The organism is Rhodococcus sp. OK302, assembly GCF_002245895.1.
In the GTDB taxonomy this organism is placed as follows: domain Bacteria; phylum Actinomycetota; class Actinomycetes; order Mycobacteriales; family Mycobacteriaceae; genus Rhodococcus_F.
In genome coordinates, this window is sequence record NZ_NPJZ01000001.1 from 4,858,547 (window position 1) to 4,873,895 (window position 15,349).

Sequence of the window (15,349 nt, forward strand, 5' to 3'; positions counted from 1 at the left end):
GCCAGTTCTTACCGTGTGCGATTCGCCTTCATCCTAGCTGTTCCAGCTCAGTCGGCAACGACACGTCGACTGTGCTCACGTGGTGCGCCAGATGTTCCAGTCGCGCGCGGTCCGTTCCGCTAGTCCACGCAGGTTCGCCCTGGCATCTGTCATGGCCTTCTCGATCGATCCGGCGAACGCCGCCACCGATTCGGCGCGAACTATCCCGAACGACGTGTAGTCGGCTTCCGTCAGTTCGGCCTGGCCGGCTAGCACCAGCGTCGGGACGCCGTACAACGCACCTGCAGCGGCCACGGAGGTCACCAGCTTTCCGTGCAGCGACTGGTGGTCGAATTTGCCTTCACCGGTGACAACGAGGTCGGCGGACTTCAGGAGTTCCGCTTGACCCGTACGTTCCGCGACGACGTCGGCACCGGATCGTCGCACCGCGCCCAGGGCGAACAGAGCGGCACCGATTCCGCCCGCTGCACCCGCGCCCGGCATGGTCGAGACTTTCGTTCCGCCGGCTTTCTCCAGCTCAGACAACCATTTCGTGTTCCGCTGTTCGAGTATCCCGACGGCACTGCTGTCAGCGCCTTTCTGTGGCCCGAACACGGCCGCAGCACCGCGGGGCCCGAGCAGCACGTGCTCCACGTCGGTGGCGGCCACCAGCTCGACGTCGCGAAGTGCGTCGCGCGCACTCACCAATCCACCCAATGCGTCGACGAGGCCACGACCACCGTCGGTGCAACAACTCCCACCGAGGCCGACGACGATGGTGGTTGCGCCCGCTTCGAGTGCTGCGGCAATGAGTTCACCGACTCCGCGACTGTGCGCGAGAAGCGAACTCTCCCGCGTCGGCGGTCCGTCGAGCAGAGCCAGTCCGCACGCCTGCGCCGATTCGATGTACGCGGCCTCAGCATCTCCGATGTACGCGGCATCAGCATCTCCGATGTGCGCATCCTCAGGGTCCAGGAGCCACCGTGCGTCGACGCTACGTGTGAGCGGGCCGGAGACTCGTGCGTTTCGGACCTCCCCACCGGTTGAAGAGAGCACATCGACAAACCCGGGTCCACCATCCGACTGCGGCGCCCCGATTACCTCGTCATCCGGTCGCGCCCGTCGCCAACCATCGACAATGACCTGCGTGGCCTGAACTGCAGTCAGGGTGTCACCGAAAGAGTCAGGAGCAACGATTACCCGCATATCCGGATTGTAGGAGCCCAGAATGTCATCGATGTTTCACGATCTGCGGAAATACCGAGGTCGGTTTCCCAGAGCAGGCAGTTATCCAATAGCCTGGAGGTGTGAAATTGCTACGCCGCGGTGACTCAGACAACTCCGACAAACATGACGTCGAGGTCACTGGGGCATCCTCCGCCTCCGAAGAGACACCCATCGAGCAGGTGGGCAAGGGTCGCCCCACACCCAAGCGTCGCGACGCCGAAGCCAAGAAGCGTGGACCTGTCGCGCCCGCACCTCTGACGGCCAAGGAAGCCCGCGCACGCCGAAAAGCGACGCGCGGATCCAAGGCAGATCGCAAAATCGAAGCTGCCGAGCGTCGTGCGTCCTCAGCGGACCGCCGCGCCCGCATGCTCGCCGGCGAGGACAAGTACCTTCTCCCCCGCGACAAGGGACCCGTTCGCGCCTACGTCCGCGATTTCATCGATGCCCGCCGTAACCTGCTCGGCCTCTTCATGCCGATGGCGTTGATACTGATCATGGTCACATTCGCCCTCCCCGGGCTCAGTGCCGTCGTCACACTCGCGATGTTCGTCATGATGCTGTTCATGGTCGGTGAAGGTGTCTGGCTCGGACGCATGATCAACAATCGCGTCGCAGAGCGCTTCCCCGACAGCACCGACGGCGGATTCAAGCTCGGTTGGTACGCGTTTGTCCGCGCAACTCAGATTCGTAAGCTTCGCGCCCCGAAGCCCCGTGTGGGACCCGGCGACGCAATCTGAGCGTGTCGAACCCTCACAGAACACTCGTCCTCGGCGGCGCGCGGTCAGGTAAATCCGCGCACGCCGAGGCTTTGTTTTCTCCCGGCGCGCCGGTTCGCTACGTCGCCACAGCTCGGCGCGACAGCACGGACGTCGACTGGGAAAGCCGTATCGATCAGCACCGAGTCCGTCGGCCGTCACATTGGTCGACGGTCGAGACCGATGCGTCCGGAGACCTCGCGATTCAACTCGAACGCGAAAATTCCGCAGCGACGCTCGTTGACGATCTCGGTACCTGGCTCACCGGCGAGTTCGATCGACACAACGCCTGGGAATCGCCGCGAGGCACCATCACCCCAGCCGTGGATGCACTGATCAACAGCGTCCAGAACTACTGCGGATCCCTGGTCCTGGTCAGCCCGGAAGTCGGCCTGGCCGTCATTCCGGAAACCCGCTCCGGACGGTTGTTCCGCGACGAGATCGGCACACTCAATGCGCGCCTCGCAGCAATCTGCGATCGCGTCGTACTGGTTGTCGCCGGCCTACCGCTTGTCTTGAAAGATACTGCTGCACAACCGGAAGGCACGAAGTGAGCACCGAAGCCAACCCCGCTGAAAACACCGAGCCCGACGCGGCCGGAAACACCGAGCCCGACGCGGCCGGAAACACCGAGCCCGACGCGGCCGGAAACACCGAGGCCGACGCGGCCGTGTTCGAACCGGTGACTCCTCCGGATCGCGACGTACGCGCGCAGGCCGACGCTCGCCAACTCGACCTCACCAAGCCGGCCGGTTCACTCGGACGCTTGGAAACCTTGGCCGGCTGGGCGGCTGCCTGCCAGGGCGTCTGTCCCCCACATGCTTTCGCTCGCCCGCGCGTCGTTGTCTTTGCCGGTGACCACGGGATCGCCCGAAACGGTGTGTCCGCCTACCCGCCTGAGGTGACCGCACAGATGGTCGCGAACTTCCTCGGCGGCGGCGCGGCCGTCAACGTCCTCGCCGAGGTCGCGGGAGCCACCGTTCGCGTCGTCGACATCGCCGTGGAAGTTGATACCGACCCGGCTGTCTCGAACCACAAGGTGCGCCGCTCTTCCGGTTCCATCGACCGCGAAGACGCTCTGACGCACGAGGAAACTTTGCAGGCCATCGCTGCCGGCCGCGCTATCGCCGATGAGGAAATCGACGGCGGCGCTGATCTTCTCATCGCCGGCGACATGGGCATCGGCAACACGACGCCGGCTACCGTCCTGATCGCAGCATTGACGGACAGCGAACCCGTCGCAGTCGTCGGACGCGGCACGGGTATCGATGATGCCGCGTGGATCCGTAAGACGGCGGCGATCCGTGACGCACTCCGCCGCGCCCGCCCTCATGTTCGCGATACCGTCGCACTGCTTCGTACCGCGTCCGGCGCAGACCTCGCAGCGATGGCGGGCTTCCTGGCTCAGGCCGCTTCTCGGCGCACTCCGGTCATCCTCGACGGTGTTGTTGTCACCGCGGCCGCAATGGTGGCCGACGAGTTGGCATTCGGCGCTCGTGAGTGGTGGGTTGCCGGGCATCGTTCCACCGAACCTGCGCATACGATCGCTCTGACCCGCATGGGGATGACGCCGATCGTCGAATTCGACATGCGCCTCGGCGAAGGCTCGGGCGCAGTGACGGCGCTTCCGATCCTCCAGGGCGCAGTGGCAATTCTCGCGAAGATGGCAACGTTCAGCGAAGCCGGCGTCAGCACCGAAGGTAGCAAGCCTGCCGAGACAGACACGGCGGACTGACCGTGGCCGGCGCGCTTTCCGGTGTGCCGCTGGCATTTTCGTGGCTGACAGTACTTCCGGTACGTGGTCCGTCGGATATCGACCGCGCTGCCGGCCGACGCGCCATTGCAGCGGCGCCGCTCACGGGCATGGCGCTCGGCGTACTTGCCGTCGCCGTTCTGTGGGGCACGACGAGTATCGGCCTCAACCCGTATCTCGCCGGCTTGCTGACAGTGGGCGCACTGGCACTGGGAACCCGCGGCATGCACGTCGACGGCCTCTGCGACACCGTCGACGGACTCGGTTGCTACGGTCCGCCTGAGCGCGCACGTGAGGTCATGCACAGCGGCGGCGCCGGACCCTTCGGAGTTGCGGCGTTGTTCATAGTGCTCGGCCTACAAGCACTTTCGTTCGGAACCTTTGCCGCCGCCGACTCCCCTACCCACTGGGCGGCGGTGGCCGTTGCCGTCGCGGCGGGACGTGTGGCCGTCGTCTTTGCTTGTCGCCGAGGGATTCCCGCATCGAGTTCCACCGGATTCGGTGCGCTGGTTGCCGATTCACAGCCGCTGTGGGTTGGCATCGTCTGGTCGGCCCCGCTGATTGCGGCGTCGGCATTCGCAGCGGATCGCTGGTGGCTCGGGCCGATAGTCACGACGCTGACACTGCTGATCAGCATTGTCTGCGTGCGTCATTGCGTCCGCAGATTCGGTGGGCTCAACGGCGACGTACTCGGCTTTGCCCTGGAACTGAGCGTGACGATCACTGCCGTCGGCCTGACACTCGGCATCTGAGCAAAGAAGGCCCCGCCAGACGGCGAGGCCTTCTCCGGTCGAAGAGTTTCAGTGAAGCTTGGTCATCCATCCATGGGTATCTGCGAAGGTTCCACGCTGAATTCCCGTGAGGGTGTCGCGCAGCGCCATGGTGACCTCACCGGGTTCGCCGTCGGCGATGGTGAATTCACCTTCGGCTGACTTGACCCGGCCGACCGGCGTGATGACTGCCGCAGTGCCGCAAGCGAATACCTCGGTGATCTCACCGCTCTTGCACTTGGTGCGCCACTCGTCGGTGCTGATCTTGCGCTCTTCGACCGCGAAGCCGGAATCGGCAGCAAGTGTCAGCAGTGAGTTGCGGGTGATGCCGGGCAACAACGAACCCGACAACGACGGCGTGACGAGGCGGGCGTCGGGGCCGGAACCGAAAACGAAGAACAGGTTCATGCCACCCATCTCCTCGACATAGGTGCGCTCGATGGCGTCGAGCCACACCACCTGGTCGCAACCTTCGTCGGCGGCCTGAGCCTGAGCAAGAAGTGAAGCCGCGTAGTTGCCGGCAAACTTCGCAGCGCCCGTTCCACCCGGTGCAGCGCGCACATACTCGGTGGACAACCACACGCTGACCGGCTTGACGCCACGCGGGAAATACGCACCGGCGGGCGAAGCGATCAGAAGGTAGCGGTACTCGTCGGCGGGACGAACCCCCAGCCCGGCCTCGGTGGAGAACATGAACGGACGCAAGTACAGAGCATCTTCTCCGCCGGCAGCCGGAACCCAGTCGAGGTCGACGTCGACCAACTCGGTGATGGAGTCCACGAACATCTGCGTCGGCAACTCAGGCATCGCCAGTCGACGAGCCGAAGCCGCGAAACGCTCGGCGTTGGCTTCGACGCGGAACGAGCTGATCTCGCCGCTCGGCTGGCGGTACGCCTTGAGTCCTTCGAAAATGGCCTGGCCGTAGTGCAAAACCATCGCAGCGGGATCAAGGGTGATGCTTCCGTACGGCAACACCTGAGCGTTGTGCCATCCCTTTCCGGCCACATAGTCGATCGAGACCATGTGATCGGTGAAGTGCCGCCCGAAGCCGGGCGCCGCCAAAATGTCGCGGCGCTCGGCGTCGGACTTCGGGGACGAGCTCTGGACACGAACGAAATCGGCGGCACCTGTCATGGCCGCAATCCTATCGAACGCACCCAGTGCGGTTACTTGGTGCTGGTCTCGACGAACGGAGGCGACACGACAACACAACGCAGAGCGCGCCCGCGGACGTCGACTGCGAGCTCGTCACCCGCAGCAATGCCGACGCCGGAATCGAGGAGCGCCAACGCAATTCCGACCTTCAGCGTCGGCGAGAACGTGCCCGACGTGGTCTCGCCGACGGCCTCGCCGTCACGCAGAACGCTCAGTCCCGCGCGCAGTACACCACGATCAAGTGCCTTGAGTCCCCACAATTTGCGAGCCGGACCGGCAGCCTTCTCGTCGGTCAACGATTCCTTGCCCCAGAAAGTGGGCTTCTTCCAGCCGATAGCCCAACCAGTCCGCGCTTCGAGCGGCGAGATTTCGAGCGACAGCTCGTGTCCGTGGAGCGGGTAGCCCATCTCGGTGCGCAGCGTGTCGCGAGCACCCAGACCCGCAGCCTGACCGCCCTGCGCTTGAACTACCTCGAGCAGCGCACGAAAGAGCGGTTCACTGTCAGCCCAACGCGGCAGAAGTTCGTATCCGACCTCACCGGTGTACCCACTGCGGCACACGCGAACGGGGACACCGTTCCACTCCGCATCCTCGAATGCCATGTACTCGATCTCGGTGGGCAAGCCGAGTACGGTGAGGACGTCGGCCGACTTGGGCCCCTGTACCGCCATGACACCGTATTCACGGTGCTGATCCTCGACAGTTATCCCCTCCGGCGCAACGGCAACCAAAGCAGCGACGACGTCGGCTGTGTTTGCCGCATTCGGCACGAGGAAGATCTCATCGTCGCTGACGTAATAGACGATCAGGTCATCGATGACACCACCGGACTCGTTGCAGCACAACGTGTATTGAGCCTTGCCCGGACCGATCTTGCCCAAATCGTTGGTCAGCGCCGAGTTCACGAACTCCGCAGCGCCAACTCCCCGCACGACGGCCTTGCCGAGGTGACTGACATCGAAGAGTCCGACATTCTCACGGACAGAAGTGTGTTCGGCAACGACGCCGGCGTACGACACCGGCATCTGCCAACCGCCGAATGATGCGAATGTCGCACCCAGTTCGACATGTACGGCGTGGATCGGGCCCTGCAACAGGAGTTCGTCGGTCATAGTCCACAATCTATCGGACTTCGAGGCCCGAAACATGCTCGCAACCGAGGCAGAGAACAGGCCGGCAAACGTCGCTGGGCCTAACATCAACTAAGGCATCCGCTCGTACCGGACGCATCGAACACTCACCCCTGCAGGAGATATCTTGAGTACTCGCACAGCCCGATCCCTGGGCCCCGACCTGGTTCTCGCCGCAAAACTCGGCAAGCGCGCCGACGTATTGGTGGTCGGTCTCACATCGGGTCCCGACGGTCCCGAACTCGCACTCAGCGAAGGCATCGTCGACGAGGACGTTCTCGCCGAGGTACTCGACAGCCTCATTGCTGTCGGTGCCACCGGTAAGTCCGAGCAGCTCACGCGCATCCCCGCACCGAGCGACCTGCCCGTCGTCAGCGTCCTCGCCGTCGGCCTGGGTTCGGCAGACAAGCTCAGTAGTGAGCAGATCCGCAAGTCGGCCGGCGCCGCAGCGCGTTCACTGTCCGGCATCGACACCGCAGCCACAACGCTGTCGGTTCTCGATCTCGGCGCTGCAGTCGAAGGGTTTGCCCTCGGCGCGTACACCTTCACCGAGTTCAAATCCTCGAAGACCGCTCCCGGACCCGACGCTCAGCCCCTCGCCCGCGTCGAACTTCTTGTGCCGGCTCCGCGCGCCAAGGAAACCAAAGCAACGCTGGCACGTTCGGCTGCCATCGCCGAAGCAGTCGCCACCGCACGTGAATTCGTCAACACTCCCCCCAGCCACCTGTACCCCGCCGAGTTCGCGGACCGCGCCAAGGCCCTCGGCATCGAAGCCGGCCTGACGGTTCAGATTCTCGACGAGAAAGCACTGGCCAAGGGCGGCTACGGCGGAATCCTCGGCGTCGGCAAGGGCTCGTCGCGTCAGCCGCGCCTGGTCCGGATGGAATACGCGTCCAAGAAGCGCGGGGCACGCAAGGTCGCACTGGTCGGCAAGGGCATCACCTTCGACACCGGCGGAATCTCCATCAAGCCGGCCGCGGGCATGGAGAACATGACCTCCGACATGGGCGGCGCTGCAGCCGTCATCGCGACCGTCGTGCTCGCCGCCAAGCTCGGCCTGCCCGTCAACGTCGTGGCCTACATTCCGATGGCCGAGAACATGCCGTCCTCCACCGCGCAGCGCCCGGGCGACGTTCTCACCCAGTACGGCGGAATCACCATCGAGGTCATCAACACCGATGCCGAGGGTCGTTTGGTCCTCGCCGACGCCATGGTTCGCGCCGGCGAAGACAACCCCGACTACATGATCGACACCGCAACCCTGACCGGTGCGCAGATGGTTGCCCTGGGCAACCGCACACCAGGCGTCATGGGCACGGACGAGTTCCGCGATCGCGTCGCCACCATCTCGCAGAGCGTCGGCGAAAACGGGTGGGCGATGCCGCTGCCCGAGGAACTGCGCGCCGATCTCGATTCCAAGGTTGCCGACATGGCCAACGTCACCCCGCACCGTTGGGGAGGCATGCTCGCGGCAGCGCACTACCTCAAGGAATTTGTCCCTGAGGGCGTGCAGTGGGCTCACATCGACGTCGCCGGCCCGGCCTACAACACCTCAGGCCCCTGGGGTTACACCGGTAAGGGCGGCACCGGAGTTCCGGTCCGCACCATGATCTCGGTGCTCGAGGACATTTCGGTCAACGGCTAATCCCTTGTGCTGTGCGCCTTTGTTGACCACCCGCGGTTAACAAAGGCGCACAGCACGTCTAGCTTCCGTCCCGTAGTTCGTGCTCCCGAGCGCGCTTGCGTTGGATTCGTTGACGCTCGTCGTAATCGCGCATCCGCTGCGGATACCTCGTCTTCCGGACGTCGTAGACGGGGATCTTCAAATCCTCACCGAGTTTGCGGGCACCACGTTCGCCGCCCACGCGTCGACGCGTCCATTCGCCGTACTTGTCGACGAGAACAACCGTCACTTCGGTCACCGCAGTTTCCGGTTCCACGAAGGCTTCGACTCCTTCATGCGAGTGTGCCCAGTTGGCCAGATGTTCTGCGTCACCCTGCGCAGCGAGTTGCCCCGCACTCGGTTGACGTTTGAATCGATCGAACAATCCCACGCGCGGACCTCCTCGGTACCGAGACCGCGGAGTGACCCCGGCCATATGTCAAGTTTGCCAGGACAGAGGAACCAGTCCGACGAACGACATACCGTTTGGTCCCATTCGAGCGTTACATTCAGCTTGTGCACGCATACCTACTCGCCGGTAGCGACACACCGAAAACGGGCGGCATCCCCCTCAGCGGACGCGCCCGGCGTATCAATGGAAAGATGAACGACGGTGACGCCGCGCCTGCGCGTCGACATCGGCAAAATAGCGACAAGTAGCCGCATGGTGCGCGCAACTCGAGCACAATGCATTACGACCACAAGTCGACAAATTAAACAACCCGAACACAACTGTCGAGGAGTCAAAAGACATGGCCTTCTCCGTCCAGATGCCAGCCCTAGGTGAGAGCGTCACCGAGGGAACTGTCACACGGTGGCTCAAGCAGGAAGGAGACACAGTCGAAGTTGACGAACCCTTGCTCGAAGTCTCCACGGACAAGGTCGACACCGAGATTCCGTCTCCAGTCGCCGGCGTCCTGACCAAGATCGTCGCGCAGGAAGACGACACCGTGGATATCGGTGGCGAACTCGCCGTAATCGGTGAAGCCGGCGATGCTCCCGCTGCTCCGGCACCCGCCGCAGAAGAAGCGCCCGCCGCAGCAACACCGGTGGAAACGCCAGCGCCCGTGGCAGCAGCTCCCGCACCGGCAGCACCGGCAGCACCCAGCGGTTCTGCCGAAGGCACCTCCGTGACGATGCCCGCCCTCGGCGAATCCGTCACCGAAGGAACCGTCACACGTTGGCTCAAGGCTGTCGGCGACGAAGTTGCTGTCGACGAGCCGCTGCTCGAGGTCTCGACCGACAAGGTCGACACCGAGATCCCGTCGCCTGTCGCCGGTTTCCTTCTCGAGATCAGCGCTGCTGAAGACGACACCGTCGAGATCGGTGGCCAGTTGGCTGTCATCGGATCCGGCGCTCCCGCCGCAGCAGCAGCTCCCGCGCCCGCTCCGGCAGCTCCGGCTCCCGCAGCACCCGTAGCAGCTCCGGCTCCCGCAGCACCGAAGCCCGCACCGGCAGCACCCGCAGCACCGGCTCCCAAGCCTGCTGCTCCCGCCGCCGCACCGGCAGCTCCCGCAGCTACCGGCGACAACAGCCCGTACGTCACTCCGCTTGTCCGCAAGCTGGCCAAGGACAACGGCGTCGATCTCGCTACCGTGACCGGCACCGGCGTCGGTGGACGCATCCGCAAGCAGGATGTTCTCGCTGCAGCCGAGGCCAAGAAGGCTCCGGTTGCCGCAGCAGCTCCCGTCGCAGCAGCATCTGCACCCGCAGCTGCTACATCTGCCGGCGTCCGCCCCGAACTGGCTCACCTGCGTGGAACCACGCAGAAGGCCAACCGGATCCGCCAGATCACGGCCACCAAGACCCGTGAATCGCTCCAGACGACAGCGCAGCTCACGCAGACCTTCGAGGTGGATGTCACCAAGATCGTCGCACTGCGTGCCCGCGCCAAGGCCGGCTTCATCGAGCGTGAAGGCGTCAACCTGACGTTCCTCCCGTTCTTTGCCAAGGCAGTTGTCGAGGCTCTGAAGTCGCACCCCAACATCAACGCCAGCTACGACGAGGCCGCGAAGCAGATCACGTACTACGACGCCGAGCACCTGGGCATCGCAGTCGACACCGATCAGGGCTTGCTGTCCCCCGTCATCCACAATGCGGGTGACCTCGGTCTTGCCGGTATCGCACGCGCAATCGCGGACATCGCCAAGCGCGCACGTTCCGGTGGCCTGAAGCCTGACGAGTTGTCGGGTGGAACGTTCACGATCACCAACATCGGCAGCCAGGGCGCACTCTTCGACACTCCGATCCTCGTACCGCCGCAGGCGGCTATGCTCGGAACCGGAGCGATCGTCAAGCGCCCGATGGTCGTCACCGACGAGAACGGCAACGAGTCGATCGGCGTGCGGTCCATGATCTACTTGCCGCTCACCTACGATCATCGTTTGGTGGACGGCGCGGACGCCGGTCGCTTCCTCACCACTGTGAAGCAGCGACTGGAAGAGGCTTCGTTCGAAGCCGATCTGGGCCTGTAACCACATAGTTTCCCAGCAGGGGCGCCATCTCCACCCGGAGGCGGCGCCCCTGTTGTTTTCTCGACTTGTTGTCCGACGTTGTTGTCCGTGAGACAACCTCATCGAAGGAGGCACTGCGGAATGCGAGTAGTCATCGCCGGTTCGTCCGGTCTGATCGGAACGGCATTGGTGTCGTCTTTGCGCTCCGACAACCACGACGTGGTGCGTCTGGTGCGTCGGCCGACAACAGGCCCCGACGAGTCCCGCTGGGATCCGAATCGAGACCGCCTGGATACGTCCGTCCTACGTGGCGCTGATGCCGTCGTCAATCTGTGTGGAGTCGGGATCGGCGACAAGCGGTGGTCCGGTTCGTACAAGCAGGAAATCCGCGACAGTCGCATCAGCACGACGGACTTTCTGTCTGAAGCTGTCGCGAGCGCGCGCATTCCGGTGCTCGCCAACGCGAGCGCGGTCGGCTACTACGGCGACACCGGCGACCGCATTGTCGACGAGGAATCGCCCGCGGGTACCGATTTTCTGGCTACGACGTGCCGCGATTGGGAACTTGCCACGGAACCTGCCCGCAAGAGCGGGACGCGAGTGGTCAATCTGCGCTCGGGCGTCGTGATGTCGCCGCACGGCGGGATGCTCAGCCGCCTGCGCCGAATCTACTCATTGGGCCTGGGCGGCAGGCTCGGCAACGGTCGTCAGTACATGCCGTGGATCTCCCTCGAAGACGAATGCGATGCAATCAAGTTCGCCCTCACTCATCCGACCCTCTCGGGTCCGGTCAATCTGACCGGGCCGGCACCGGTGACGAATGCACAGTTCAACGGCGCGATGTCGCGGATCATGCACCGTCCGGCGCCGTGGATCGTGCCAGGCTTCGCGCTCGAGGCATTGATCGGCGAATTCGCGAAGAATGGAATTCTCGGTGGCCAGCGGGCCATACCGTCTGCACTCGAAAATGCGGGATTCACCTTCCACCACAATACAATCGGTGAAGCGCTGGCGGCCGCGATCCATTGAGATAACGTTCGGGCGTAATCTCTAGTGCCATGAGCAGCGCTGCCGTCTCCGCCCGATTGTCGCAACTCCCGATCACCGTCGAACGTCTCGGATTGATCGACTACACGGTCGCGTGGGACCGCCAACGTGAGCTGGCCACAGCACGTGCCGGCAACATCGGCCAGGACACTCTGCTGCTGCTCGAACACCCGCCGGTGTACACGGCAGGTCGGCGCACCGAACCCGAAGATCGCCCCGTCGACGGCACCCCGGTCATCGACGTCGATCGCGGCGGAAAAATCACGTGGCACGGCCCCGGCCAACTGGTCGGCTACCCGATCGTGAAACTCGCCGAACCCATCGACGTCGTGCGATACGTCCGCCGCCTCGAAGAGGCCTTGATCGTGGTCTGTACCGACCTGGGACTGACGTGTGGACGAATTGACGGTCGCTCGGGCGTCTGGCTGCCGGCAGAGTTGTCGGGCGGGCAGTGGAAGCCGGAACGCAAGGTCTCCGCAATCGGTGTCCGTGTCCAACAGGGCGTCGCTCTGCACGGCTTCGCCTTGAACTGCGATTCGGTCCTGACCGGCTTCGACAACATCATTCCGTGCGGTATCCGTGACGCGGGCGTGACGACGCTGTCCCAGGAACTCGGGCGTGACGTCACCGTCGACGAGGTCACGCCGGCAGTCACCGAAGCAGTTATCGCCGCACTCGACGGCAGCCTGCCCGTCAGCCAGCGGGACATCGAGCGCGTCACGTTCGAAACTGCCCCCGCTACGCCGACTTTTACTACCGTTCAGTACAGCTGAGGGCCTTCCCCGGAACGGCCGACAAGAGCGCGCGGGCGTACCATCATTCCCGTGACTATCGCCCCAGAAGGACGTAAGCTGCTCCGCCTCGAGATCCGAAACGCGGAAACGCCCATCGAACGCAAACCGAACTGGATCAAGACCCGAGCAAAGATGGGCCCCGAATACTCGGAGCTCAAGGGCCTGGTCAAGCGTGAAGGTTTGCACACCGTCTGTGAGGAGGCGGGCTGCCCCAACATCTACGAATGCTGGGAAGACCGCGAAGCCACCTTCCTGATCGGTGGCGAACAGTGCACCCGCCGCTGCGATTTCTGCCAGATCGACACCGGCAAGCCCGACCCCCTCGATCGTGACGAACCCCGTCGCGTCGCGGAAAGCGTTCAGGCAATGGGACTTCGGTACTCCACCATTACCGGCGTCGCACGCGACGACCTCCCCGACGGCGGCGCCTGGCTTTACGCCGAGACTGTCCGCAAGATCCACGAACTCAACCCGGGCACCGGCGTCGAGAACCTGATCCCGGACTTCAACGGCAAGCCTGAACTTCTCGACGAGGTCTTCGCCTCCCGCCCCGAGGTTCTCGCCCACAACCTCGAGACCGTGCCGCGTATCTTCAAGCGCATCCGTCCGGCATTCCGGTACCAGCGCAGCCTCGACGTCATCACCGCCGCCCGTGATTACGGATTGGTCACCAAGTCCAACCTGATCCTCGGCATGGGTGAGACTCCCGAAGAGGTCACCGAAGCGATGGCTGATCTGCACGCCGCCGGTTGCGACATCCTCACCATCACCCAATACCTGCGTCCCTCTCCCCGGCACCATCCCGTCGAGCGGTGGGTCAAGCCGGAAGAATTTGTCGAGCACTCCAAGGCTGCCGAGGAAATGGGCTTCGCCGGCGTCATGGCCGGTCCGTTGGTCCGTTCGTCGTACCGGGCAGGACGTCTGTACGCGCAGGCCATGGCTCATCACGGACGCGAATTGCCCGAAGCCCAGCGTCACCTCACCGAGGGCGGCGAGGCTTCGCAGGAAGCCAGCTCACTGATGGCACGCCTGAATCGCTGATCTCCATTTTGCTGTGCGCCTTTATTAACCGCGGGCGGTTAGTAAAGGCGCACAGTGATGGACGTATCCTGGTTACATGGCGAACGGCAGCAAATCCGGCAGCAGTAAATCAGGCAAGGGCAAACCCACCAAAGAAGCAAAGGCTGCAGCGAAGGCTGCTCGCAAGCAGGCTTCCAAGGAACGCAGGACCCAGCTCTGGCAGGCATTCCAGATGCAGCGCAAGGACGACAAGCTCCTTCTGCCGCTGATGATCGGTGCCCTCGTGGGCGCTGGTCTGGTGTTCTTCCTGGTCGGCCTCATCTGGGGTCTTCAGTGGTTCTTGCTGCCGATCGGCATCGTGCTCGGCATTCTCGGCGCCTTCATCATCTTCGGTCGACGCGTCCAGAAGTCCGTGTACAAGAAGGCCGAAGGTCAGGCCGGTGCTGCTGCGTGGGCTCTGGACAACATGCAGGGCGCGTGGCGCGTGACCAACGCTGTCGCTGGAACCACACAGTTGGATGCTGTTCACCGCGTCGTCGGACGTCCGGGCGTCATTCTGGTTGCCGAAGGTTCCCCCCAGCGCGTCAAGGCTCTCCTCGCGCAGGAAAAGAAGAAGACGGCCCGCCTCATCGGCGACACCCCGATCTACGACATCATCGTCGGCAACGACGAAGGTCAGGTTCCGCTGTCCCAGCTGCAGCGCTACATGACCAAGCTTCCGCGCAACATCGACACCAAGCGCATGGACAACATCGAAGGCCGCCTCGCAGCTTTGAGCGCACGCGGCGGCGGTGCAGCGATGCCGAAGGGCCCGATGCCCGGCGGCGCAAAGATGAAGGGCATGCAGCGCACGATCCGTCGACGCTGACATACCTTGCATAAAAGAAAGACCCGGGTCCGCTGCGGACCCGGGTCTTTCTTTGTAGTTGTGGAGGTCAGCGAGAGCGGACCAGCAAGGTACCCGTCGCACGATCCTGCATTCCGCGTCCGTCGATGTCCGTGATGGTCGCCGGAATCACGAAGACGAGCAGAGCCTGGCGAGCGAGGGCGCGCACTAGTCCGACCCGGATGGGCCCTTCGATTCGCGCCACCTGAAGGCCCACGACGAACTGGCCCGGCGTGAAGTTGAATAGGCCGACGGTGACGACGCCTACCGCGAACCACACCATCAGCGTGATGGTCGACGTCTTGCCGTCGAAGAAGTCGCCGGTAATCAGAGTGGCGACACCGACGGCCATCAGCCAATCGATCATGAGTGCAGCCAAGCGTCGCCCCGAGCCGACCAGCGATCCCGGCCCCTCCTGCGGAAAGCCGAGCAACTCGCCGCGGTAGACCTGCTCGCGACCGTCAGTGTTCTTCGGCAAAGCTGCTTCGGGCCCAGAGAGCCAAGATCCGGTGATACGTGCCATGCTGTCCAGGATAGGCGTCGTAGCACCGTAGTCCAGATTGCCGGGTTTTAGCTGTGTAGCTGGTCACATGGATTTCGCAAAACCCCAGGACATTACGACGCGTAACACTGGCGAAACAAAGGGTTGACGAGCGGGCAACACCAGCTCCCTACCGTCAGGCTCGACGGATACACATTTTCATACACTTGGTTGAA

General features: G+C 63.7%; 15 protein-coding genes. 10 read left to right on the top strand and 5 right to left on the bottom strand.

The genetic code is table 11. The features are described from left to right. Positions 1-75: 75 nt before the first annotated feature. Positions 76-1,185, bottom strand: a complete 1,110-nt coding sequence (locus tag BDB13_RS22250; RefSeq protein WP_094273729.1) for a glycerate kinase family protein — start codon at positions 1,183-1,185, stop codon at positions 76-78. A gap of 101 nt (positions 1,186-1,286) precedes the next feature. Here BDB13_RS22250 and BDB13_RS22255 point away from each other — a divergent pair, with 101 nt between their 5' ends. The 4 genes from BDB13_RS22255 to BDB13_RS22270 all read left to right on the top strand — a co-directional run bounded on the left by BDB13_RS22255 (position 1,287) and on the right by BDB13_RS22270 (position 4,466). Beyond that, on the top strand, positions 1,287-1,943 hold the full coding sequence (locus BDB13_RS22255) for a DUF3043 domain-containing protein (protein ID WP_094273730.1): 657 nt from the start codon (positions 1,287-1,289) through the stop codon (positions 1,941-1,943). A gap of 2 nt (positions 1,944-1,945) precedes the next feature. Next, positions 1,946-2,515 (top strand): bifunctional adenosylcobinamide kinase/adenosylcobinamide-phosphate guanylyltransferase, encoded by a 570-nt coding sequence (cobU, locus tag BDB13_RS22260; protein ID WP_094273731.1) that lies wholly within the window; start codon positions 1,946-1,948, stop codon positions 2,513-2,515. A gap of 116 nt (positions 2,516-2,631) precedes the next feature. Further along, the gene (gene cobT / locus BDB13_RS22265) at positions 2,632-3,696 is read left to right on the top strand and encodes a nicotinate-nucleotide--dimethylbenzimidazole phosphoribosyltransferase (protein ID WP_094275114.1); all 1,065 of its coding nucleotides are present in this window, start codon (positions 2,632-2,634) and stop codon (positions 3,694-3,696) included. Positions 3,697-3,698: 2 nt separating this feature from the next. Then, positions 3,699-4,466, top strand: a complete 768-nt coding sequence (locus BDB13_RS22270; protein ID WP_094273732.1) for an adenosylcobinamide-GDP ribazoletransferase — start codon at positions 3,699-3,701, stop codon at positions 4,464-4,466. A 48-nt stretch (positions 4,467-4,514) separates the two neighbouring features. On the opposite strand, the gene BDB13_RS22275 is transcribed toward BDB13_RS22270, so the two are convergent. Both BDB13_RS22275 and gcvT read right to left on the bottom strand, forming a co-directional pair. Next, complete coding sequence (locus tag BDB13_RS22275; RefSeq protein WP_094273733.1) at positions 4,515-5,618, bottom strand: branched-chain amino acid aminotransferase; 1,104 nt, start codon at positions 5,616-5,618, stop codon at positions 4,515-4,517. 32 nt (positions 5,619-5,650) lie between these two features. After that, complete coding sequence (gene gcvT / locus BDB13_RS22280) at positions 5,651-6,751, bottom strand: glycine cleavage system aminomethyltransferase GcvT (protein WP_094273734.1); 1,101 nt, start codon at positions 6,749-6,751, stop codon at positions 5,651-5,653. Between the two features lie 145 nt (positions 6,752-6,896). Here gcvT and BDB13_RS22285 point away from each other — a divergent pair, with 145 nt between their 5' ends. After that, entirely contained in the window at positions 6,897-8,414 is a 1,518-nt protein-coding gene (locus BDB13_RS22285) for a leucyl aminopeptidase (protein ID WP_094273735.1), read from the top strand. A 58-nt stretch (positions 8,415-8,472) separates the two neighbouring features. On the opposite strand, the gene BDB13_RS22290 is transcribed toward BDB13_RS22285, so the two are convergent. Next, entirely contained in the window at positions 8,473-8,823 is a 351-nt protein-coding gene (locus tag BDB13_RS22290; RefSeq protein ID WP_094273736.1) for an oxidoreductase, read from the bottom strand. 361 nt (positions 8,824-9,184) lie between these two features. On the opposite strand from BDB13_RS22290, the gene sucB reads away from it, so the two are divergent. From sucB to BDB13_RS22315, 5 genes are all read left to right on the top strand, one after another. Next, positions 9,185-10,906, top strand: a complete 1,722-nt coding sequence (gene sucB, locus BDB13_RS22295) for a 2-oxoglutarate dehydrogenase, E2 component, dihydrolipoamide succinyltransferase (RefSeq protein ID WP_094273737.1) — start codon at positions 9,185-9,187, stop codon at positions 10,904-10,906. Positions 10,907-11,026: 120 nt separating this feature from the next. Next, positions 11,027-11,914, top strand: coding sequence for a TIGR01777 family oxidoreductase (locus BDB13_RS22300; protein ID WP_094273738.1), 888 nt, complete (start codon positions 11,027-11,029; stop codon positions 11,912-11,914). Positions 11,915-11,943: 29 nt separating this feature from the next. Continuing rightward, the gene (gene lipB, locus BDB13_RS22305) at positions 11,944-12,705 is read left to right on the top strand and encodes a lipoyl(octanoyl) transferase LipB (RefSeq protein WP_094273739.1); all 762 of its coding nucleotides are present in this window, start codon (positions 11,944-11,946) and stop codon (positions 12,703-12,705) included. A 51-nt stretch (positions 12,706-12,756) separates the two neighbouring features. Beyond that, complete coding sequence (gene lipA, locus BDB13_RS22310; protein ID WP_094273740.1) at positions 12,757-13,767, top strand: lipoyl synthase; 1,011 nt, start codon at positions 12,757-12,759, stop codon at positions 13,765-13,767. 76 nt (positions 13,768-13,843) lie between these two features. Further along, the gene (locus BDB13_RS22315; protein ID WP_094273741.1) at positions 13,844-14,614 is read left to right on the top strand and encodes a DUF4191 domain-containing protein; all 771 of its coding nucleotides are present in this window, start codon (positions 13,844-13,846) and stop codon (positions 14,612-14,614) included. Positions 14,615-14,681: 67 nt separating this feature from the next. Here BDB13_RS22315 and BDB13_RS22320 read toward each other — a convergent pair whose 3' ends face one another. Continuing rightward, positions 14,682-15,155, bottom strand: a complete 474-nt coding sequence (locus tag BDB13_RS22320; RefSeq protein ID WP_094273742.1) for an RDD family protein — start codon at positions 15,153-15,155, stop codon at positions 14,682-14,684. Positions 15,156-15,349: the final 194 nt, after the last annotated feature.